Consider the following 20,013-nt stretch of genomic DNA (forward strand, 5'->3'; position numbering starts at 1 on the left):
GGCGCGAGCGGGTGCGGCCGGGGCCAGACCGGGGCAGACGAGCACGACAGGCGGCCCCCGCCCGGGGGCGGGGGCCGGCTGCCGGCGGGGGTCAGTTGGCGATGAGCAGGTGGAACGGCCGGTCCGCGTACCCGCCGCTGGAGCTGCGGGTCTGGACGAAGACCGCGTTCGGGATCAGGTAGCGGGGCGCCACCGCGACCTCACCCGCGGGTGGGACGTTCGCCGCGTCGTTGGTGCCGATCGTGGCGTGCAGGCCCTTGAGGTTGACCGCGTAGTCGAGCGTCACCTGGTACTGCCCGGCGAACTGACCCGGCGTCGACGAGGAGAACCTCTTGGCGCTCACAACGTTGGCCGAGTGCTGGAGCAGGGTCCCGTTGCTGCTGACCACCGCCCAGGCGACCAGCCCGGGCGTCGGCGCGGCCAGGGTGGCGTTCAGCGCGGCCTTCGCGGCCCGGGTCTCGGCGGCGGTCACCGGCGGCTGCTGACCGGGCTGCCGGGCCCCGGGCTGCGCCACCTCGGCCGGCGCCTTCGCCGCCGGGTGGGCGGCGGCCGCGATGCCCCCGCCGGCCAGGGTGAGGGACAGCGCGGCGAGGGCCACCACCGTCGCCTTGCGCTTGAGGAATGTGGCCATGACAGATCTCCCTTTTGTGACCGTGGTGATACGGCCGGCCCGCATGCTTGGCGCGGGACGGATGGATGCGGCACGGGAGCCAGGCGCAGTTCTGAGCGCACCGTCAGTGTCGAGCTACCTGGCCCTTGAGCTGGGATTACTACGGAGAGTCGCGACATCTCGACCAGGTGGAACCTAACATCGGAAAATGCGGACGGTCAATAGCTCACATTTCCTCGGCCGCGTCGGAGAAATGCGTTTGATAATTGTGAGAAGTGAACGACCGACCATTCATGAAATCGCGCCGTGTAGGGTGACGGCCATGATCACGAGGGGACGGGTCGCCACCGTCGCGTGCTGGCTGGCAGCCGTGCCCGTGGCCGCCTGGGCGGTGCTCCGGCTCGCCGGGCTGGAACGGGGGCCGCTCGTGCAGGCGGTCGCCTTCACGCCGTACGTCGCCGCCGCTGCGCCGGCCGCCCTCGTGCTGGCGCTCGCCCTGCGGCGCCGCGTGCCCGCCGTGGTCGCGGCCCTCGCCGCGCTGGCGCTGGCCGGCGCCGTGGCGCCACGGGCCGTCGGCGACGACGGGCCCACGGCGGACGGGCCCGTGCTCCGCCTGCTCACCGCCAACCTGCTCAAGGGCGGCGCCCAGCCGGCCCGGCTGGTCGAGCTGGTGCGGGCGCACCACGTGGACGTGCTCACCGTGCAGGAGTTCACCCCGGAGATCGCCGCCGAGCTGGACCGGCTCGGGCTGGCGACCCTGCTGCCCTACCGGGCGCTGAATCCCGAGGTCGGCACCACCGGCTCCGGGCTGTACGCGCGCCACCCGCTCAGCGGGACCGGCTTCCGGCGCAACGAGGGCTTCTCCTTCACCCAGGCGTACGGGACGGTGGCCGTGCCGGGCGCGCCACCGCTGCGGGTGGAGTCCGCGCACCCGGCCGCCCCGTACTCCGTCGAGGTGGTGCCGGACTGGTGGACCGACCTGCGGGCCCAGCCGCACGCCACCCCGGAGGGCGGGTTGAGCGTGCTGGCCGGCGACTTCAACGCCACCCTCGACCACGCGCCGCTGCGCGACCTCATCGACACCGGCTACGTCGACGCCGCCGACGCGGCCGGCGCCGGCTTCTCGGGCACCTGGGGTCCCTACGACGGCGACCCGATCCCGCCGGTGACCATCGACCACGTGCTGGTCGACCGGCGCATCGCCGTGCGCGCGGTCAGCGTGCACGACGTCCGGGGCAGCGACCACCGGGCCGTGCTGGCCGAGCTGCGGCTGCCCGCCGCGTGAGGCTCAGACCCGCGCGCGGTCCAGGCCGTAGGTGAGGGCGTCAACCAACGCGTGCCAGCTCGCCTCGACCACGTTGGGGTGGACGCCGACAGTGGTCCAGTCGCGGCCGGCCCCGGCGGTCTCCACGAGCACCCGGGTCACCGCGCCGGTGCCGTGGCTGCCCTCCAGGATGCGCACCTTGTAGTCGGCCAGCTCGAACTCGCGCAGCTCCGGGTAGTGCCGGGCGAGCGCCACCCGCAGCGCCTCGTCGAGCGCGTTGACCGGGCCGTTCCCCTCGGCCGTGGCGATGACGCGCTCACCGCGTACCCGGATCTTGACGGTGGCCTCGGAGACGACGGCGCCGTCCTCGCGGTGCTCGACCAGCACCCGGTAGGACTCCAGGGCGAACGGCCGGGCCGGCGCGGCGTCCGGCAGCTCGGAGCGGACCAGCAGCTCGAACGAGGCGTCGGCGGCCTCGAACGACCAGCCGCCGGCCTCCAGCTCCTTGATCCGGCTGGTCACCTTGGACAGCGCGTCCGGATGGCCGGCCAGATCCAGCCCCAGCTCGCGGCTCTTGAGCTCGACGCTGGCCCGGCCGGCCATCTCGGTCACCAGGATCCGCATGTCGTTGCCCACCACCGAGGGATCCACGTGGTTGTAGAGCAACGGGTCGACCTTGATCGCACTCGCGTGCAGCCCCGCCTTGTGGGCGAAGGCGGCGGCCCCGACGTAGGCCTGGTGGGTGTCGGGGGCGATGTTGGCGATCTCGGCGATGGCGTGCGAGACCCGCACCATCTGTTCCATGCAGCCCTCCGGTAGGACGGGCATGCCGAGCTTGAGCTGGAGGTTGGCCACGATCGCGAAGAGGTCGGCGTTGCCGGGGCGCTCGCCGTAGCCGTTGGCGGTGCCCTGGACGTGCCGGACGCCGGCCTCGACCGCCGCGATCGTGTTGGCCACCGCGCAGGCGGTGTCGTTCTGGGCGTGCATGCCGAGCCGCTCCGGGGCGATCCCGGTGCGCGCGGTCAGGTCGGTGATCGCGGCGGTGACCTGGGAGGGCAGCATCCCGCCGTTGGTGTCGCAGAGGACGAACCGCTCCGCGCCCGCGGCGAGCGCGGTCTCCGCCACCACGGCCGTGTACGCCGGGTCGTACCGGTAGCCGTCGTAGAAGTGCTCCCCGTCGACGAACACCCGCCGTCCCTGCGCCACCAGGTACGCCACCGTGTCGCGGATCATCGCCAGGTTCTCCTCGGCGGTGGTGCGCAGCGCCCGCTCGACGTGCCGCAGGTCGGCCTTGGCGACCAGCGCCACGGCGGGGGTCTCCGCGTCGAGCAGCCCGCGCACCTGCGGGTCGTCCTCGACCGCGAGGCCGGCCTTGCGGGTGGCCCCGAACGCGACCAGGACGGCGTGCCGCAGCTCCAGCTCGGTGCGGGCCCGGCGGAAGAACTCGGTGTCCTTGGGCACCGCGCCCGGCCAGCCGCCCTCGATGAAGCCGACCCCGAGGTCGTCGAGCAGGCGGGCCACCGCCAGCTTGTCGACCACCGAGTAGGTGAGGCCCTCGCGCTGGGCGCCGTCGCGCAGCGTCGTGTCGTACACCTGGAAGGTCATGGGAGTCCTCTTCTCGAACCTGCGGGGCAACAAAAAGACCCCCCGCGGATGCGGGAGGTCTGCGCGCTCGGCGAGGGGGTGGGCCGGCGCGCTAGCTGCCAATAATCAGGACGGAGCTGGTCACGGTCCGTACTCTGCCACTCCGCTCCGGGTTTTGGGAGGAGAAACCCACATCGCGGGACAGGCCGGTGATCGACTTAACAGGGCACCTGCCCGGCGTCGGGCGGGAAGCGGGCTGCGGAAGCATCTGGAACAGATCCAGTTACCGGCCCGGCGGCACCGCCGGGCCGCCCTCAAGGAGGACCGTTGCTCACTGTCGGTGACCGCTTCCCGGAGTACGAACTCACCGCCTGCGTTTCGCTCGACGCCGAGAAGGCGTTCGAGACGATCAACCACAAGACCTACGAGGGCAAGTGGCGCGTCGTCTTCTTCTGGCCGAAGGACTTCACCTTCATCTGCCCGACGGAGATCGCCGAGTTCGGCCGCCTCAACCGCGAGTTCGCCGACCGGGACGCCCAGGTCCTCGGCGTCTCCGTGGACAACGAGTTCGTCCACTACGCCTGGCGCAAGGACCACCCGGACCTGCGCGACCTGCCCTTCCCGATGCTCAGCGACATCAAGCGTGAGCTGACCGCCGACTGCGGCGTGCTCGGCGAGGACGGCGTCGCCCAGCGGGCCACCTTCATCGTCGACCCGGACAACCAGATCCAGTTCGCCATGGTGACCGCCGGCTCGGTCGGCCGGAACGTCTCCGAGGTGCTGCGGGTGCTCGACGCCCTGCAGACCGACGAGCTCTGCCCGTGCAACTGGAACAAGGGCGGCGCCACCCTGGACGCCAACGCGCTGCTCGCCGGCGCCGGGGCCTGAGCATGGGTCTGGACGCGGTCAAGGCGGCCCTGCCCGAGTACGCCAAGGACATCAAGCTCAACCTCGGCTCCACCATCACCACCTCCACGCTGAAGCCGGAGCAGGCCTGGGGCACCGCCCTGGCCTGCGCGGTCGCGGCAGGCAACCCGGTGGTGCTGCGGGAGATCGCCGCCGAGGCGGCCGGGCACCTCACGCCCGAGGCGGTCGAGGCGGCCAAGGGCGCGGCCACCATCATGGCCATGAACAACGTCTACTACCGGGCCAAGCACCTGATCGGCGACGAGCAGTACGCCTCGCTGCCGGCCCGGCTGCGGATGCAGATCATCGCCCGGCCCGGGGTGGAGAAGGCCGACTTCGAGCTCTGGAGCCTCGCCGTCTCGGCGATCACCGGCTGCGGCGTCTGCCTGGAGTCGCACGAGAAGACCCTGCGTGCCGCCGGGTTCAGCCGGGACCAGGTGCACGAGGGGCTGCGCATCGCGGCCGTGGTGCACGCCGCCGCGGTGGCCCTGGACGCCGAGGCCGCACTGGCCTGAACCGGTCCGGTGTATCGATCTCCGCATCCGGGTAGGAAGGGATCCGACAGGCACATCCCCCAGAAGTCGAGAAAGGGAGTGTTGACGCCATGGAGCGGCTCGACCCTCGAACGACCCACGGGACGCCGGATCCGCTGACCCAGGGTGGTCAGGGCGCCTTCGCGGGCGGCGCGCCCGCCGGGCGTTTCGATCCGTGGAGCTACCGGGACGACGCCGGGGTGACCGGAGTCGACCTGGTCGGCTACAAGGTCGAGGCGAGTGACGGCGGTATCGGCAAGGTGGACCGGGCAAGCCACGAGGTGAACTCCAGTTTCCTCGTGGTGGACACCGGTCCGTGGATCTTCGGCAAGAAGGTCATGCTGCCGGCCGGCACCGTCAACCACGTCGACCACGACGACCGGAAGGTCTACGTCGACCGGAGCAAGGACCAGATCAAGGCCGCGCCCGAGTACGACGAGGCCACCGACACGGACCCGGCGTACCGGGACAAGCTCGGCGGTTACTACGACGACACCTACTCGTCGATCCCGCCGGGCACGGCCCGGTAACGGAGACACCTGCAACCGGCGGCCGGCGGGGCACATCGTGGCCCCGCCGGCCGTTACCGTGTCAGGGGTGGACGCCCTGGAGACCCCCTTCCCCGCGTTGTTCAACTTCCGCGACATCGGCGGCTACCGGAGCCGCGACGGGCGCACCGTCCGGCACCGCCGGCTCTACCGCTCCGACTCGCTGCACCGCATCGACGAGACGGACCGGGCGGCGTTCAGCGCGCTGGGCATCCGCACCGTCATCGACCTGCGCCGCCCCACCGAGGTGGCCAGGGACGGCCGGGTGCCGGCCTACGACGGGCTGACCTACCGGCACATCCACCCCGAGCACGAGGACTGGGCCGCGCGGACGTACGAGCCGGGCAGCGACCTGGCCCGCTACCTCGCCGACCGTTACGCCGACCTGGCCCGCACGGGCACCGCCGGGCTGGCCGAGGCGGTCGGCCTCATCGCCGACAGCGCCAACGCGCCGGTCGTGGTGCACTGCGTCGCCGGGAAGGACCGCACCGGGATCGTCTGCGGGCTCACCCTGGCCGTGCTCGGCGTGCCCGACGACGACATCGCCGCCGACTACGCGCTCAGCACCGCCGCGTCCGACCGGTTCAGCGCCTGGGTCCGGGCCACCGTGCCGGACGCCGAGGAGCCGCCGCCGCCGTTCCTCGCCTCCCCCGCCGAGGCCATGATGCTCTTCCTCACCGAGCTGCGCGCGGGCCACGGCTCGGTCGAGGGCTACCTCCACCACGCCGGCGTGACGGAGGAGCAACTGACGGCCCTCCGCACCCACCTCCTCGACTGACCGGCGCGGAACGGCGCACGGCCGACGCCGCGGGGACGGGCCGGCCGTGCGGGAGGAGCGGGTGGACGGTCAGAGGACGCGGGTGACCCAGCCGTGCCGGTCCTCGGCCCGGCCGCGCTGGATGTCGACCAGCTTCTGGCGCAGCGCCATGGTGGAGCGGCCCGGCTCGCCGCCACCGATCAGGAACTCGCCGTCCGGGAAGCGCACGCCGCCGATCGGGGTGATCACCGCGGCGGTGCCGCAGGCGAACACCTCTCGCAGCCGGCCGCTGGCCGCGTCGGCCTGCCAGTCGGCGAAGCTGACCGGCCGCTCCTGCACCGTGTGGCCCGACTCGGCGGCCAGGGTGAGGATCGCGTCGCGGGTGATGCCCGGCAGGATGGTGCCGGTCAGCGGTGGGGTGACCAGGGTGTCGTCGTCGTAGACGAAGAACACGTTCATGCCGCCCAGCTCGTCGACGAAGCGCCGCTCCACCGCGTCCAGGAAGACCACCTGGTCGCAGCCGGCCTCGATGGCCTCGGCCTGGGCGGCGAGCGAGGCGGCGTAATTGCCGCCGCACTTGGCCGCGCCGGTGCCGCCGGGCGCCGCCCGCGTGTAGTCCGGCGAGACCCACACGGTGACCGGCTTGACCCCACCGGCGAAGTACGCCCCGGCCGGCGAGGCGATCACGCAGTAGAGGTATTCGTTGGCCGGGCGGACGCCGAGGAAGACCTCGCTGGCGAACATGAACGGGCGCAGGTAGAGGCTCGCGTCCTCGTGCTCGGGGATCCAGTCCTGGTCGATCTCGACGAGCCGGCGCAGCGACTCGACGAACGTCTCCGCCGGCAGCTCCGGCATGGCCAGCCGGTGCGCCGAGGCGGCGAAGCGGGCCGCGTTGGCCTCCGGGCGGAACATGGTCACCGACCCGTCCCCGGTCCGGTAGGCCTTCAACCCCTCGAAGATCTCCTGCGCGTAGTGCAGGACCGCGGCGGCGGGGTCCATCGGGATCGGCGCGCGCGCCTCCAGCCGGGCGTCGTACCAGCCCTTGCCCTCGGCGTAGCGGATCGTCACCATGTGGTCGGTGAACACCCGGCCGAAGCCCGGGTTCGCCAGCAGGGCGGCCCGGTCGGCGGCGGATACCGGCGCGGGATTCGGACGGATCTCGAAATCGAGCTTGTCACCACCGCTCATCGCGCTGACCTCCCTGCGGGTTCACGGCATGCGGGATCGCACGCCGACGTCACTGGTGCCAGAAACTTACCCCGAACGGTCGTTCAGCGGATACCTCCGCCCCGCCACCGCGGGCGCACCGGACGGGCGGCCCGGCCGGGGACCGGAACGGGAGCGGCCCGGGTACGGGTCTGGCGGCCCGGATCCGGGCCGGTGTGACGGCCCGGGTCAGGCTACGGCGTGGCCGGCGAGGCGGTCACCGACCTCCTCGGTGCGCAGCGGCGCACCCGACGTACGCCCGGCCAGCTCGGTGGCGACCGCGGCGGTGACCCGCGCGGCGGCGTCGGCGTGGCCGAGCTGGTCGAGCAGGAGCGCGGCGGAGAGCACGGCGGCCACCGGGTCGGCGACCCCCCGGCCGGCGATGTCCGGCGCGGAGCCGTGTACCGGCTCGAACATCGAGGGGTAGCGGCCCTCCGGGTTGATGCAGCCGCTGGCCGCCAGCCCGATGCCGCCGGTCACCGCGGCGGCGATGTCGGTGAGGATGTCGCCGAAGAGGTTGTCGGTGACCACCACGTCGTAGCGCGACGGGTTGGTCACCAGGAACATCGCGGCCGCGTCGACGTGCTGGTACTCGGTGGTCACGTCGGGGAACTCGGCGGCGACGGCCGCGAAGGCGCGCGCCCAGAGCGAGCCGGCGTGGGTGAGCACGTTGGTCTTGTGCACCAGGGTGACCTTGCGCCGCTCGCGGCGGCGGGCCCGGGCGAACGCGTCGCGGATCACCCGCTCGACGCCGTGCCGGGTGTTCAGGCTCTCCTCGGTGGCCACCTCGGCCGGGGTGTCCCGGTGCAGGGAGCCGCCGGCGCCCGCGTAGAGGCCCTCGGTGCCCTCGCGGACCACCACGAGGTCGACCTCGCCGGGCTTGACGGCGGCCAGCGGGCCGGCGACGCCGGACCAGAGCCGGGAGGGGCGGAGGTTGACGTACTGGTCGAAGGCGAAGCGGAGCTTGAGCAGCAGGCCCCGCTCCAGCACGCCCGGCGGCACGGTCGGGTCGCCGACCGCGCCGAGCAGGATGGCGTCGTGCCCGGCCAGCTCGTCGAGGACCGACTCGGGCAGCACCTCGCCGGTGCGGTGGTAGCGGGCCGCCCCCAGGTCGTACTCGGTCGCCTCGACCCCGGGGAGCACCGCGTCGATGACCTTGCGGGCCTGCCCGACCACCTCGGGTCCGATGCCGTCCCCGGCCACCACCGCGATGCGTGCCACCTGGCGCTCCTCACCTCGTCGCTCTGGCGCAACCGTACGTCGCCGTCCCGGCTCCCGGTACGCGTCTTCCAGTATTCGGGAAAGCCGGATGCACAGGAGTCTCCCAGGTGGCATTCATGGTGCGGTCATGTCCACTGCTTAGGGTCGGTGGCGACAGGGTCGACGGGGGCCCGTGACCGGCTTTCGCCGCGGCGCTGCGGCGTGGTCAGCGAGGAGCAGTGTCATGCCGATCGAGGAGCAGCGGCGGGCCCGCTGGGCGGACGAGCAGCCCCGCACGCGGTGGATCGACCAGTCGGCCTTCCGGCACCGCCGCCCCGACCTGCGCCTCGGCACCCGCAGCCACCGGCTGGAGCGGGCCGGCGGCACCGCCGGGGACCGGATCAGCGTCCGGCACACCGTGCGCACCTCCACGGCCGAATACTCGCTGCTGCTCAACGCGCCCGAGTGGCTGGGCCGCCGGGGCGTCGGGGAGGCGCTCCGCGACGCGGTCGCGGAACTGCGCGCCATCGACCTCACCTACGGGCCGAACCAGCCGGACAGCCTCGTGTCGAAGCTGCGCCGGGGCGAGATCGGCCCCGAGTCGTACCCGCCGCTGGCCGACCTGGTCGACCGCTGCGCCGCGATGCGGGCGGCGACCGACGGGTGGTTCGACGCCTGGGCGGTGCCCGGCGGCTTCGACCCCGGCGGCCTGCTCGGCGGCTGGGCGGTGGAGCGGGCCGCGGCCCGGCTGCGCGCCGCGGGCGTCCACGACTACGCCGTGCTCGCCGGCGCCGACCTGACCGTGCGGGGCCACGCCGCGCACGGGGGCCCGTGGCGGATCGCCGTGCACCACCCGACCGACGCGCGCCGGGCGCCGCTGGTGCTGGAGATGACCGCCGGCGCGGTGGGCACCTCGGGGGTGACCGGGCGGCGGGGACACGTCGTGGACCCGCACACCGGTGAACCGGCCGACCAGCTGGTCGCCGCCACGGTGGTCGGCCCGGACCTCGCGGTGGCCGACGCCTACGCCACCGCCCTGTACGCGGCCGGCCCGGCCGGGCTGGACTGGTTCCGCAACGGCTCGGAATACCGGGCGCTCTTCGCTCACCGCCGGCGCTGACCGCGCGGCGCGCCGCCCCGCCCTCGCACCCGGGACGTCGACCGCGATCGGCCCCCACGGTCTCGGCAACGACCGTGGGGGCCGGTCAGCGACGAGTGCGCGTGGCTCGCGCAATCGAGGGGTGCGGGCCGGTGGGCCGGTGGCCGACCGCGCCACCCGAAGACGGGCCGGAGTATCGACTCAGCCAGTGACCGCACGGGTACGCTAGCGAATCGACGCAACTCGACGCAAGAGTCTCCACAGCGGACCGTCCGGAGTGCTGTCGGTGATCGGCGAGTTAACCTGCGGCGGGGCAGGGGTGACGCCGCGGACCGGGGATGGCACGCTGTCCGCCGTGAGTTTCGATCTGAGCGTGTGGGCCCTGCGGCCCGGGGCCACACCGGACGAGGTGCGGGCGGCGGTGCGGCGGTGCCGCGAGGGGTGGCACGGCGACCAGCACCCCGACCCGCGGGTGGTCGCCTTCTACCGGGCCATCACGGCCAGCTATCCCGACCGGCCGGCCGGTCCGGGTACGCCCTGGGAGGTCGCCCCGCTGCACGCGGCCGGCGACCACGTGGAGATGAACCTCTTCCCCACCTGCGCCGACGAGGTGCTGCTGGACATCGAGCGGCTGGCCGGCGAGCACGATCTGATGCTCTTCGACGCCCAGGACGGCTCGGTCTACCCGCCGCCGGCCCGCGTCGAGCCCTGACCCGGGATACGACGAGGGGCCCTGACCCGGGATACGACGAGGGGCCCGGCCGTGCGGCCGGGCCCCCGATGCGTCGTGGCCGGACTACTCGTCGCGCAGGTCGGCAGCGCTGGCCGCCACCGCGCCGATCGAGTCGGCCGCCGAGGTCAGCAGGTCCGCCCCCAGGGCCTGGTCGACGGTGAGCGTCATGAGCGTCTCGCCACCGGCCTCGCGGCGGGCCACCTGCATGGCGGCGATGTTCACGCCCGCCTCGCCGAGCAGGGTGCCGACGGTGCCGACCACGCCCGGCCGGTCGACGTAGCGCAGGAAGACCAGGATGCCCTCCGCGCCGATCTCCACGTCGAAACCGTCCACCTCGGTCAGCTTGAGCACGTCCCGGGTGCCGGTCTGGGTGACCGTGCCGGAGACGCTGACCGTCCGGCCGTCCGGCAGCGCGCCGCGGACGGTGACGAGGTTCGGGTGGTCGACGGTCTCGGCCTGCGTGGCGAGGGTGACCTCGACGCCCCGCTCGGCGGCCAGGTGGGGCGCGTTCACGTAGGTGACCTGCTCCTCCACCACCGAGCTGAACAGCCCCTTCGTGGCGGCGAGCTTGAGCACCGACACGTCGTTGGCGACGACCTCGCCGCGCACGTCGACGGTGACGCTGGCGGCCACCCCGCCGGCCAGGGCCGTGAAGGCCCGACCCAGCTTCTCGGCAAGCGGCAGCAGCGGCCGGACGTCCTCGGCGACCACGCCGCCGGCCTGCACGTTCACCGCGTCGGGCACGAACTCGCCCTGGAGCGCCAGCTTGACGCTCTTCGCCACGGCCAGGCCGGCCTTGTCCTGCGCCTCGTTGGTGGAGGCGCCCAGGTGCGGGGTGGCCACCACGTTGTCGAAGGCGAACAGCGGCGAGGAGGTGCAGGGCTCCTTGGCGTAGACGTCGACACCGGCGCCGCCGACCCGCCCCTCGGCGATCGCGTTCGCGAGCGCCTGCTCGTCGACCAGGCCACCGCGGGCGGCGTTGACGATCCGGACGCCCGGCTTGACGATCGCCAGCTCCTTCTCGCCGATGAGGCCCACGGTCTCCGGGGTCTTGGGGAGGTGGATCGAGATGAAGTCGCTCTCCCGGAGCAGCTCCTCCAGGCCGACCAGCCGGACGCCGAGCTGCGCGGCGCGGGCGGGCTGGATGTAGGGGTCGTACGCGATGAGGCGGGTGCCGAAGGCGGCGATGCGAGACGCGAAGAGCACACCGATGCGACCGAGGCCGACCACGCCGACGGTCTTGCCCTGGATCTCCACGCCGGTGTACTTCGACCGCTTCCACTCCCCGGCCTTCAGCGCGGCGCTGGCGCTCGCGGTGTTGCGGGCCACGGCGAGGAGCAGCGCCACCGCCTGCTCGGCGGCGGACACGATGTTGGAGGTGGGCGCGTTGACGACCATGACGCCCCGCGCGGTCGCGGCCGGGACCTCGACGTTGTCCAGGCCGACGCCGGCGCGGGCGACCACCTTGAGACGGGGCGCGGCGGCGATCGCCTCGGCGTCGATCTGGGTGGCGCTGCGTACGATCACCGCGTCGGCCTCGGAGAGCGCGGAGAGCAGGGCGGGGCGGTCGGTGCCGTCCACGTGACGCACGTCGAAGTCGTGCGCGAGCACCTCGATGGCGGCGGGAGCGAGTTCTTCGGCGATCAGTACGACAGGATTCATCGGTCCTCGTAGACGCTCGGTTTCTTGGTCGGCCTGGAGCGTCGGGACGCCTCGCTGCGCCCCGCGCCGATCCGTGCCATGGCCGTCAGGTGCCGGCGGGAGCACCTAACAAAGGATGGTAGGGGGCGGTTCGCCCTCCGGGTCGCGGACCGCGGGGTGAGCGCCCTCACACAGCCTCGTCGCATGCCCGTCACCGGCCGTTCACCCGCGGACCGGCTGGCGTGGCCCCGTTACAACAGGAGTCAGCCGTCGCGCCGGAGGAGGCGCCCATGTCGCTCGTGGTCCGGATCGCGCTGCTCCGCCCCCTGGCCCGCCGCCGCCCGCTCCGCTGGGGTCCCCGGCTGGCCGAGGCGTTGGTCACCCGGTCCCAACTGGTGAGCGGACTGCCCGGCGGGACGGCCCGGCGCCGGGCCGCGGCCGAGGAGGCCGTGGCGCTGTGCCGCCGGCTCGCCGCGGACCGTCCGGACCGGCACCGCGCGGACCTGGCCCGCGCGCTCGTGGCCCGGGTCGGCGTCCCCGACGCGCAGCCCATGGCGGAGGCGATCGACCAGCTCCGGGAGGCGATCGGGTACGTCGAGGACCCGCCCGACCGGGCGGCGCTCGTGGTGCTGGCCGCCGCCCGGGGAGGGCTGGCCGGCAACCTGTCCGCCCGCGGTGACGTACGCGAGGCGCTGACGCTGGCGCTGCGCGCCCGGGCCACCTGGGACGCCGCCGCCCCGCTCGACGGGTGGGACCGGATGCGGCGGGTCCGGACGTTGCTGGTGCTCGGCGACTGCCGGGCGACGCTGGGCCGGCCCGAGCCGGCGCTCGCCGTACGGCAGGAGGCGTGGGACGCGTTCCGGGCGCTCTCCCGCTGGCAGCGGCTGCGGTGGCATGCGGTGGGAGCGTTCGCGGCGACGGACCTCGCCGGCAGCCTGGCGGCGACCGGCCACGCGCGGGACGCGCTCGCACTCCTCCACGCCTCCCGCGAGGACCGCGAGATGCTGCGGATCGTCCAGCCGGCGCGCGGGCGGGCGCTCACGGCACAGGCGCTGCTGGTGGAGGCGGAGTGCCGGGCCGAGCTGGGCGAGCCGGACGCGGCGCTGCGGGCGGCCGGGGAAGCGGTGGACCGACGGCGGGAGCAGGAGCCCGCCCGGCCCGGGGAGCTGGCCGCGGCGCTGCGCGTACACGGGGAGCTGCTGCTGCGGTTCGGGCCGCGCCCGGACGCCGTCGACCGGCTGGCCGAGGCGGTCCGGACGGCCCGGGGTGCCGACGACATCGAGCTGGCCGCCGCCCTGGCCCGGCTCGCCGCCGCGTGGATCGCGGGCCGGCGGTGGGACGCGGTCGAGCCGCTGCTGGACGAGTTGCTCCCCGTCTGCCGGCGGTGGGCCGACGACCTGCCGGAGGTGTTCCGCCCGTTGCTCGTCGAGGCGCTGAACCTCCTGCTCACAGCGGCGTTGGACGCGCCACGCGACCGGATCGCCGGGCTGGGCGGGGTGACCGCCGGGCGTGAGGCGGTGGAACTGGCCCGCAACCTGGCCACGGCCGACCCGCGCCACCATGCGCTGCTGGTGCGGTCACTGCGTCACCTGGCCCGCGCCCTCGCGGCGCAGGGCCGCACCGCCGAGGCGGAGCGCGCCGCCGCCGAGGCGGAGAACCTGTCGTCGGCGCCGGAATGACGGCGGCCCGCGACCCGACGCTGGGGAGAGCGTCGGGTCGCGGGCCGCGTCGGAGCTGCCCGAGCCGGGGTCAGGCGGTCTCGGTGATGGGCCGGTCGACCCAGCTCATCATGGCGCGCAGCTTCTGGCCGGTCTCCTCGATCGGATGCGCCGCGCCCTCGGCCCGCCACTTGGCGAAGTTCGGCCGGCCGGCCTCGTCCTCGGCCACCCACTCGCGGGCGAACTCACCGGACTGGATCTCACCGAGGATCTTGCGCATCTCCTCCTTGACCCGGGAGTCGATGACCCGGGGGCCGCGGGAGAGGTCGCCGTACTCGGCGGTGTCGGAGATGCTGTAGCGCATCCGGGCGATGCCGCCCTCGTACATGAGGTCGACGATGAGCTTCAGCTCGTGCAGGCACTCGAAGTAGGCCACCTCGGGGGCGTAGCCGGCCTCGGTGAGCACCTCGAAGCCGGTCTGCACCAGCGCGGCCGCGCCGCCGCAGAGCACCGCCTGCTCGCCGAAGAGGTCGGTCTCGGTCTCCTCGGTGAAGGTGGTGCGGATCGCGCCGGCCCGGGTGCCGCCGATCGCCTTGGCGTAGGCCAGGGCCAGGCCGAACGCGTTGCCGCTGGCGTCCTGCTCGACGGCGACCAGGCAGGGCACGCCCTTGCCGTCGACGTACTGGCGGCGGACCAGGTGGCCGGGGCCCTTCGGGGCGACCATCGCCACGTCCACGTCGGCCGGGGGCTTGATGAGCCCGTAGCGGATGTTGAAGCCGTGGCCGAAGAAGATCGCCTTGCCGGGGGCGAGGTTGGGGGCGATCGCCTCGGCGTACAGGCCGCGCTGGGCGGTGTCCGGCGCCAGGATCATGATCACGTCGGCCTCTGCGGCCGCCTCGGCCGGCGTGAGCACCCGCAGGCCCTGCTCCTCGGCCTTCGGCCGGCTCTTCGACCCGGCGGGCAGGCCGATCACCACGTCGACGCCGGAGTCGCGCAGCGACAGCGCGTGGGCGTGGCCCTGGCTGCCGTAGCCGATCACGGCGACCTTACGGCCCTGGATCAGGCCCAGGTCGGCGTCGTCGTCGTAGAACACCTCAACGCTCATTGACTTCCCTTTCCTACGGCGGTGCCCGTCGGCCCGTCGAAAATCTGGTGGGGTGCGAATCAGGCGGCGCGCAGCGCCGGGCCGGCGGTGATCGAGCGGGAGCCACGCCCGATGGCCACCGTGCCGGACTGGACCATCTCCTTGATGCCGAACGGCTCCAGGTCACGCAGCAGCGCGTCGAGCTTGTCGGGGGTGCCGGTGGCCTCGATGGTCAGCGTGTCCGGCGCGACGTCGACCACCCGGGCGCGGAACAGGGCGACCGTCTCCAGCACCTGGCCCCGGGCGTTGCGGTCCGCGCGGACCTTGACCAGCAGCAGCTCCCGGGCCACCGAGACCTGCGGGTCCAGCTCGACGATCTTGAGCACGTTGACCAGCTTGTTGAGCTGCTTGGTCACCTGCTCCAGCGGCGAGGACTCGGCGTTGACCACGATGGTGATGCGGGAGACGTCGGGGTTCTCCGTCTCCCCCACCGCGAGACTGTCGATGTTGAACCCGCGCCGGGAGAACAGCCCGGAGACCCGGGCCAGGACACCCGGCTTGTTCTCCACCAGCACGGACAGCGTGTGCATGGTCATCAGAGTTCGTCCTCGTCGAAGGCGGGGCGCACGCCCCGGGCGAACATGATCTCGTCGTTGCTGGTACCGGCGGCGACCATCGGCCACACCATGGCGTCCTTGCCGACCACGAAGTCGATGACCACCGGGGCGTCGGTGATCGCCATGGCCGCCTCGATGGTCTTGTCCACGTCGGCGGCGTTCTCGCAGCGCAGGCCGACGCAGCCGAGCGCCTCGGCGAGCTTCACGAAATCCGGGATGCGGTGCTTGTGGGTGCCCAGCTCCGTGTTGGAGTAGCGCTCCCCGTAGAACAGGGTCTGCCACTGCCGGACCATGCCCAGATTGCCGTTGTTGATGACGGCGACCTTGATCGGGATGCCCTCCAGGGCGCAGGTGGCCAGCTCCTGGTTGGTCATCTGGAAGCAGCCGTCGCCGTCGACCGCCCAGACCGTGGTGTCCGGCTTGCCGACCTTGGCGCCCATCGCCGCCGGGACGGCGTAGCCCATGGTGCCGAGACCGCCGGAGTTGAGCCAGGTGTACGGCTTCTCGTACGAGATGAACTGGCTGGCCCACATCTGGTGCTGGCCGACGCCCGCCACGTAGACGGTGTCCGGGCCGGCGATCTCGCCCAGCCGCTTGATCACGTACTGCGGGGAGAGCGTGCCGTCGGCCGGCTCCTCGTAACCCAGCGGGTAGCGCCCGCGCAGGTCGTCGAGCTGGTTCCACCAGTCGGCGAGGTCGGCGGCCGGCCGGGCCGCCTGCTCGGCCGTGACGGCCGCGATCAGCTCGTCGATGACATGCCGGGCGTCGCCCACGATCGGGACGTCGGCGTGCCGGTTCTTGCCGATCTCGGCCGGGTCGATGTCGGCGTGCACCACGGTGGCGTCCGGCGCGAACGAGTCCAGCTTGCCGGTGACCCGGTCGTCGAAGCGGGCGCCCAGGGCCACGATGAGGTCGGACTTCTGGAGGCCGTAGACCGCGGCGACGGTGCCGTGCATGCCGGGCATGCCCAGGTGCTGCCGGTGCGAGTCGGGGAACGCGCCGAGCGCCATCAGGGTGGTGACCACCGGGATGCCGGTCAGCTCGGCCAGCCGGCGCAGCCCCTCGGTGGCGCCGGCCTTGAGCACGCCGCCGCCGACGTAGAGCACCGGGCGGCGGGCGCTGGTCATCAGCCGGGCCGCCTCGCGGATCTGCTTGCCGTGCGGGTGCAGGGTGGGCCGGTAGCCGGGCAGGTCCAGGGTGGGCGGCCAGGTGAAGGTGGTCGGCGCCTGGAGGACGTCCTTGGGGATGTCGACCAGGACCGGGCCGGGCCGGCCGGTCGAGGCCAGGTGGAACGCCTCGGCGAGCACCTGCGGGATCTCCTCGGCCGTCTGCACCAGGAAGTTGTGCTTGGTGATCGGCAGGGTGATGCCCTGGATGTCCGCCTCCTGGAAGGCGTCCGTGCCGATCGACGGGCGGGCGACCTGGCCGGTGATCGCCACCATCGGCACCGAGTCCATGTACGCGTCGGCGATCGGCGTGACCAGGTTGGTCGCGCCCGGGCCGGAGGTGGCCATGCAGACGCCGACCTTGCCGGTGGCCTGGGCGTAGCCGGTGGCCGCGTGCCCGGCGCCCTGCTCGTGCCGGACCAGGATGTGCCGGACCGTCGAGTCGTAGAGCGGGTCGTACGCCGGCAGGATCGCGCCGCCCGGGATGCCGAAGACGACGTCGACGCCGAGCGCCTCGAGCGACCGCACCAGCGATCCGGCGCCGGAGACCTGCGCGGTGGCGGGCTGCCGTACGGCCGGGGTGGCCGGCGCGGCACCGGTGCGGGGGGCGGGGGCGTGGTCGGCGTCGCCGGCCGGCTCGGTGGCCGGGCGGGCTCGCCGGGCGGAGTGGGCGAGGGTCTCTGGCGTGGGTCTCGTCATGGCGGTTCAGGCCTTCGGCTGGAGTGGGTGATGCGCTTCTCAGGGTGGGACGCGGGCGTCCCGGCGATGGTCCGACGGCAACAAAAAAGCCCACGTGCAGATGCACGGGGCCAGCGCACTCTCGGTGGGGAGAGTGCGCTCAGGTAAGTACTCGCAGCGACCGGTTCGACGACATGCGGCTAAGCCTGACGCATCTCACGCGATGAGTCAACTGATCCCACATTCTGGTTCACGGACGTGGGCGTGTCGCCTCCCGGAGCGCTCTCCGCGCCCGGCCCGACCTGCGAAGATCCCTCATTCGAGGTACGCGGCGCGGGCACCTGGGCGGGCGGGTTCGAGCGGAGCCGGGGCAGCAGCGGGGACGGCCCGATCCGGGCCGGTGGGGCCGGCGCGGCGGGCGGCGCCGAGGCGGGGCGGTTGCCGGGCGAGGTGGCCGCCTCCAGCATCGCCTCCAGGTGCTCGGCGGGCACCCCCCAGCCGAAGGCCGCGCCCTGGCCGAAGCGGCAGCCGGCGGCCACCACGGCGGCCAGCTCGGTGGGGGTCGTGACGCCCTCGGCGATCACCTCGAGGCCGAGCTGGTGCCCGAGCCGCATGACGATGTCGACCATGGGGGCGAAGGCGGGGCCGTCCCGGCCGACCGGGCGGACCGGCTCGTGCTCGGCCACCAGGCTGTGGTCGATCTTGAGGATGTCGATCGGGAGCCGGCGGAGCTGCCCCAGCGACGAGTAGCCGGCGCCGAAGTCGTCCAGCGCGATCCGCACGCCGGTGAGGCGGAGCGCGGTGAGCCGGCGGATCAGCTCGTCCAGGTCGGTGGCGACGGCGTGCTCGGTGACCTCCAGCACGAGCCGCTGCGGCGGCACGTGGTGGGCGCGCAGCGCGTCGGCGACCTGCACCACGTACTCCGGTGCGTGCAGCTCCCGGGGCGAGACGTTGACCGACACCCAGACGTCGTGCCCGTCGGCCAGCCACCGGGAGAGCTGGTAGCAGGCCTGGTGCAGCACCCAGGCGCCGAGCTTGGAGATCATCCCGCACTCCTCGGCGAGCGGGATGAACTCGTCGGGCCGCACGTTGCCCAGCTCCGGGTGGTGCCAGCGGAGCAGCGCCTCGGCGCCGACCGGGCGGACCGAGGGCAGCGACGCCACCGGCTGGAAGGCCAGCCGCAGCTCGTCGCGCTCGATGGCGCCGCGCAGCTCGTGCTCCAGCATGGTGCGCCGGCGCAGCAGCTGGTCGTAGGTGGCGTCGTAGCGCTCGATCCGGTTCTTGCCGCGCTGCTTGGCGTAGCGCAGTGCCAGGTCGGCGTTGCGCAGCAGCAGCTCGACGTCGGTCTCCCCGCAGGCGCCGGCCACCCCGATGCTGACCGAGAGGAAGACCGGCCCGTCCGCCTCCTCGTAGGGGCGGCCGAGCACGCCGAGCAGCCGCTCGGCGACCGGCCCGGGCTCGGTGGTGCCGTGCATGAGCACCGCGAACTCGTCGCCGCCGAGCCGGGCGGCCAGGTCGCCCGGGCGCAGGTTGCCGCGCAGCCGCCGGCCCACCTCGGCCAGCACCGCGTCGCCGACGTCGTGCCCGCGCATGTCGTTGACGTTCTTGAAGCCGTCCAGGTCGAGCCCGAGCAGCACGCAGGGGACGCCGGCCTCGGCGCAGCGGTGCAGCGCGCGCAGCAGGCCGCGCCGGTTGGCCAGGCCGGTGAGCGGGTCGGTGTGCGCCAGCTCGCGGAAGTGCGCCTCCCGCTCGGCCAGCCGGCCGGCGTAGTTGCGGACGTCGTTGAGGGCCAGGTACTGCCGGGCCACCAGGGCGAAGCCCTCGACACTGCCCGCCGCGATGCCGAACACGTCGAACCGGCCGCCCTGCACCAGGTGGTACATGGCGGAGGCGGCCATCGCGAACATCGGCACGAAGGCGTACTCGCCGTCGCGGCGGATGAGGTCGACGTCGACCTGCGGCAGGTCGACCCGGTGGGCGGCCAGGGCGGTGGCCAGCAGGCCGGCGGCGATCACCGCGGCGCCGGCGAACGCCAGGCCCGCGCCGGCCTGGCAGAGCCCGGCCGACAGGCCCAGGCCGCCGCAGGTCACGCCGGTCGCGCCGGCGCCCAGCAGGACCAGCCGGCCGCGCGGCGGGGCCGCCCGCAACACCATGATCAGGGTCAGCCCGGCGGTGAGCGCGGCGCTGACCGTGGCCAGCAGGATGGGCAGGCAGGCGACCGGGGTCGCGTCCCCGAGCAGCCGGGTCGGCGGGCTGAACAGCGCCCACCCGACGAACCAGAGCGCGCCCGCCATGATCACGCCGTCGAGCAGCAGCCGGGCGGTGGCCGCCCGGGCCGCGGCCGTGCCGGGCAGCCGGAGCAGGGCGACGCCGAGGCCGAGGCCGGCGGCCGTGGTGCCGATCGAGACGAGGGTGGCCCAGCCGGTGCGCTGGCCCTGCCGGTGCGCCCAGTGGTCGCCGGCGGCCAGCGTGCCGGCCAGCCCGAGCAGCAGGCTGAGGAGGGCGACCCCGGCGGCGGCCGCGAGCAGCACGTGGGCCCGCCGGTGCGGCCCGCCCCGCCGGCGCGCCGAGGCGGCGAGCAGGGCGGCGGCGCCGGCCGCGGCGAGCCCGCTCAGCACCGCGACGATGACCATCCCCGGGGACGACTGCACGACCTCAACTGTGCCGGATCGGCGCTCCCCGTGGGGGACCGGGTGTGCAACTGTTGGGACACGGCGCGTGTGCCCGGG

At 73.7% G+C, this 20,013-nt stretch carries 17 protein-coding genes; 8 read left to right on the top strand and 9 right to left on the bottom strand.

What is annotated here, in order from left to right; translation table 11 throughout:
- Window positions 1-91 precede the first annotated feature (91 nt).
- Window positions 92-631, bottom strand: coding sequence for a hypothetical protein (locus GA0070214_RS25205; RefSeq protein WP_091268858.1), 540 nt, complete (start codon window positions 629-631; stop codon window positions 92-94).
- A gap of 301 nt (window positions 632-932) precedes the next feature.
- Here GA0070214_RS25205 and GA0070214_RS25210 point away from each other — a divergent pair, with 301 nt between their 5' ends.
- Window positions 933-1,895 (top strand): endonuclease/exonuclease/phosphatase family protein, encoded by a 963-nt coding sequence (locus GA0070214_RS25210; RefSeq protein WP_091268860.1) that lies wholly within the window; start codon window positions 933-935, stop codon window positions 1,893-1,895.
- Window positions 1,896-1,898: 3 nt separating this feature from the next.
- Here GA0070214_RS25210 and cimA read toward each other — a convergent pair whose 3' ends face one another.
- On the bottom strand, window positions 1,899-3,479 hold the full coding sequence (gene cimA, locus GA0070214_RS25215; RefSeq protein ID WP_091268862.1) for a citramalate synthase: 1,581 nt from the start codon (window positions 3,477-3,479) through the stop codon (window positions 1,899-1,901).
- Between the two features lie 306 nt (window positions 3,480-3,785).
- Here cimA and GA0070214_RS25220 point away from each other — a divergent pair, with 306 nt between their 5' ends.
- The 4 genes from GA0070214_RS25220 (at window position 3,786) to GA0070214_RS25235 (ending at window position 6,223) form a co-directional block, all read left to right on the top strand.
- Window positions 3,786-4,346: a peroxiredoxin gene (locus tag GA0070214_RS25220; RefSeq protein ID WP_091268864.1), complete on the top strand. Its 561-nt coding sequence runs from the start codon at window positions 3,786-3,788 to the stop codon at window positions 4,344-4,346.
- 2 nt (window positions 4,347-4,348) lie between these two features.
- Complete coding sequence (gene ahpD, locus GA0070214_RS25225) at window positions 4,349-4,879, top strand: alkylhydroperoxidase, AhpD family (RefSeq protein WP_091268867.1); 531 nt, start codon at window positions 4,349-4,351, stop codon at window positions 4,877-4,879.
- Window positions 4,880-4,968: 89 nt separating this feature from the next.
- Window positions 4,969-5,427: a PRC-barrel domain-containing protein gene (locus GA0070214_RS25230; RefSeq protein ID WP_091268869.1), complete on the top strand. Its 459-nt coding sequence runs from the start codon at window positions 4,969-4,971 to the stop codon at window positions 5,425-5,427.
- Between the two features lie 58 nt (window positions 5,428-5,485).
- Entirely contained in the window at window positions 5,486-6,223 is a 738-nt protein-coding gene (locus tag GA0070214_RS25235) for a tyrosine-protein phosphatase (RefSeq protein WP_091269039.1), read from the top strand.
- 69 nt (window positions 6,224-6,292) lie between these two features.
- On the opposite strand, the gene GA0070214_RS25240 is transcribed toward GA0070214_RS25235, so the two are convergent.
- Together GA0070214_RS25240 and GA0070214_RS25245 are read right to left on the bottom strand one after the other, a co-directional pair.
- The gene (locus tag GA0070214_RS25240; RefSeq protein WP_091268871.1) at window positions 6,293-7,390 is read right to left on the bottom strand and encodes a branched-chain amino acid aminotransferase; all 1,098 of its coding nucleotides are present in this window, start codon (window positions 7,388-7,390) and stop codon (window positions 6,293-6,295) included.
- Window positions 7,391-7,597: 207 nt separating this feature from the next.
- The gene (locus GA0070214_RS25245) at window positions 7,598-8,629 is read right to left on the bottom strand and encodes a 3-isopropylmalate dehydrogenase (RefSeq protein WP_091268873.1); all 1,032 of its coding nucleotides are present in this window, start codon (window positions 8,627-8,629) and stop codon (window positions 7,598-7,600) included.
- A gap of 223 nt (window positions 8,630-8,852) precedes the next feature.
- Here GA0070214_RS25245 and GA0070214_RS25250 point away from each other — a divergent pair, with 223 nt between their 5' ends.
- Together GA0070214_RS25250 and GA0070214_RS25255 are read left to right on the top strand one after the other, a co-directional pair.
- A complete protein-coding gene (locus GA0070214_RS25250; protein WP_091268875.1) occupies window positions 8,853-9,728 on the top strand; it encodes an FAD:protein FMN transferase in 876 nt (291 codons plus the stop codon).
- Between the two features lie 334 nt (window positions 9,729-10,062).
- The gene (locus GA0070214_RS25255) at window positions 10,063-10,419 is read left to right on the top strand and encodes a hypothetical protein (protein ID WP_208602891.1); all 357 of its coding nucleotides are present in this window, start codon (window positions 10,063-10,065) and stop codon (window positions 10,417-10,419) included.
- An 84-nt stretch (window positions 10,420-10,503) separates the two neighbouring features.
- Here the strand turns inward: GA0070214_RS25255 and serA are convergent, their stop codons facing one another.
- The gene (serA, locus tag GA0070214_RS25260) at window positions 10,504-12,102 is read right to left on the bottom strand and encodes a phosphoglycerate dehydrogenase (protein WP_091268880.1); all 1,599 of its coding nucleotides are present in this window, start codon (window positions 12,100-12,102) and stop codon (window positions 10,504-10,506) included.
- Window positions 12,103-12,371: 269 nt separating this feature from the next.
- Between serA and GA0070214_RS25265 the strand changes: the two genes are divergently transcribed.
- Complete coding sequence (locus GA0070214_RS25265; protein ID WP_091268883.1) at window positions 12,372-13,760, top strand: hypothetical protein; 1,389 nt, start codon at window positions 12,372-12,374, stop codon at window positions 13,758-13,760.
- Between the two features lie 70 nt (window positions 13,761-13,830).
- On the opposite strand, the gene ilvC is transcribed toward GA0070214_RS25265, so the two are convergent.
- From ilvC to GA0070214_RS25285, 4 genes are all read right to left on the bottom strand, one after another.
- The gene (ilvC, locus tag GA0070214_RS25270) at window positions 13,831-14,844 is read right to left on the bottom strand and encodes a ketol-acid reductoisomerase (RefSeq protein ID WP_091268885.1); all 1,014 of its coding nucleotides are present in this window, start codon (window positions 14,842-14,844) and stop codon (window positions 13,831-13,833) included.
- Between the two features lie 59 nt (window positions 14,845-14,903).
- Window positions 14,904-15,419: an acetolactate synthase small subunit gene (ilvN, locus tag GA0070214_RS25275; protein ID WP_046563652.1), complete on the bottom strand. Its 516-nt coding sequence runs from the start codon at window positions 15,417-15,419 to the stop codon at window positions 14,904-14,906.
- Window positions 15,419-17,305, bottom strand: coding sequence for an acetolactate synthase large subunit (locus GA0070214_RS25280; RefSeq protein ID WP_091268887.1), 1,887 nt, complete (start codon window positions 17,303-17,305; stop codon window positions 15,419-15,421). Before GA0070214_RS25280 ends, ilvN begins: the two co-directional genes overlap by 1 nt.
- A 179-nt stretch (window positions 17,306-17,484) precedes the next feature.
- Window positions 17,485-19,935, bottom strand: a complete 2,451-nt coding sequence (locus GA0070214_RS25285) for a putative bifunctional diguanylate cyclase/phosphodiesterase (protein WP_091268889.1) — start codon at window positions 19,933-19,935, stop codon at window positions 17,485-17,487.
- Window positions 19,936-20,013 lie beyond the last annotated feature (78 nt).

Origin of the sequence: Micromonospora chaiyaphumensis (assembly GCF_900091435.1) — a bacterium.
GTDB classification, from domain to species: domain Bacteria; phylum Actinomycetota; class Actinomycetes; order Mycobacteriales; family Micromonosporaceae; genus Micromonospora; species Micromonospora chaiyaphumensis.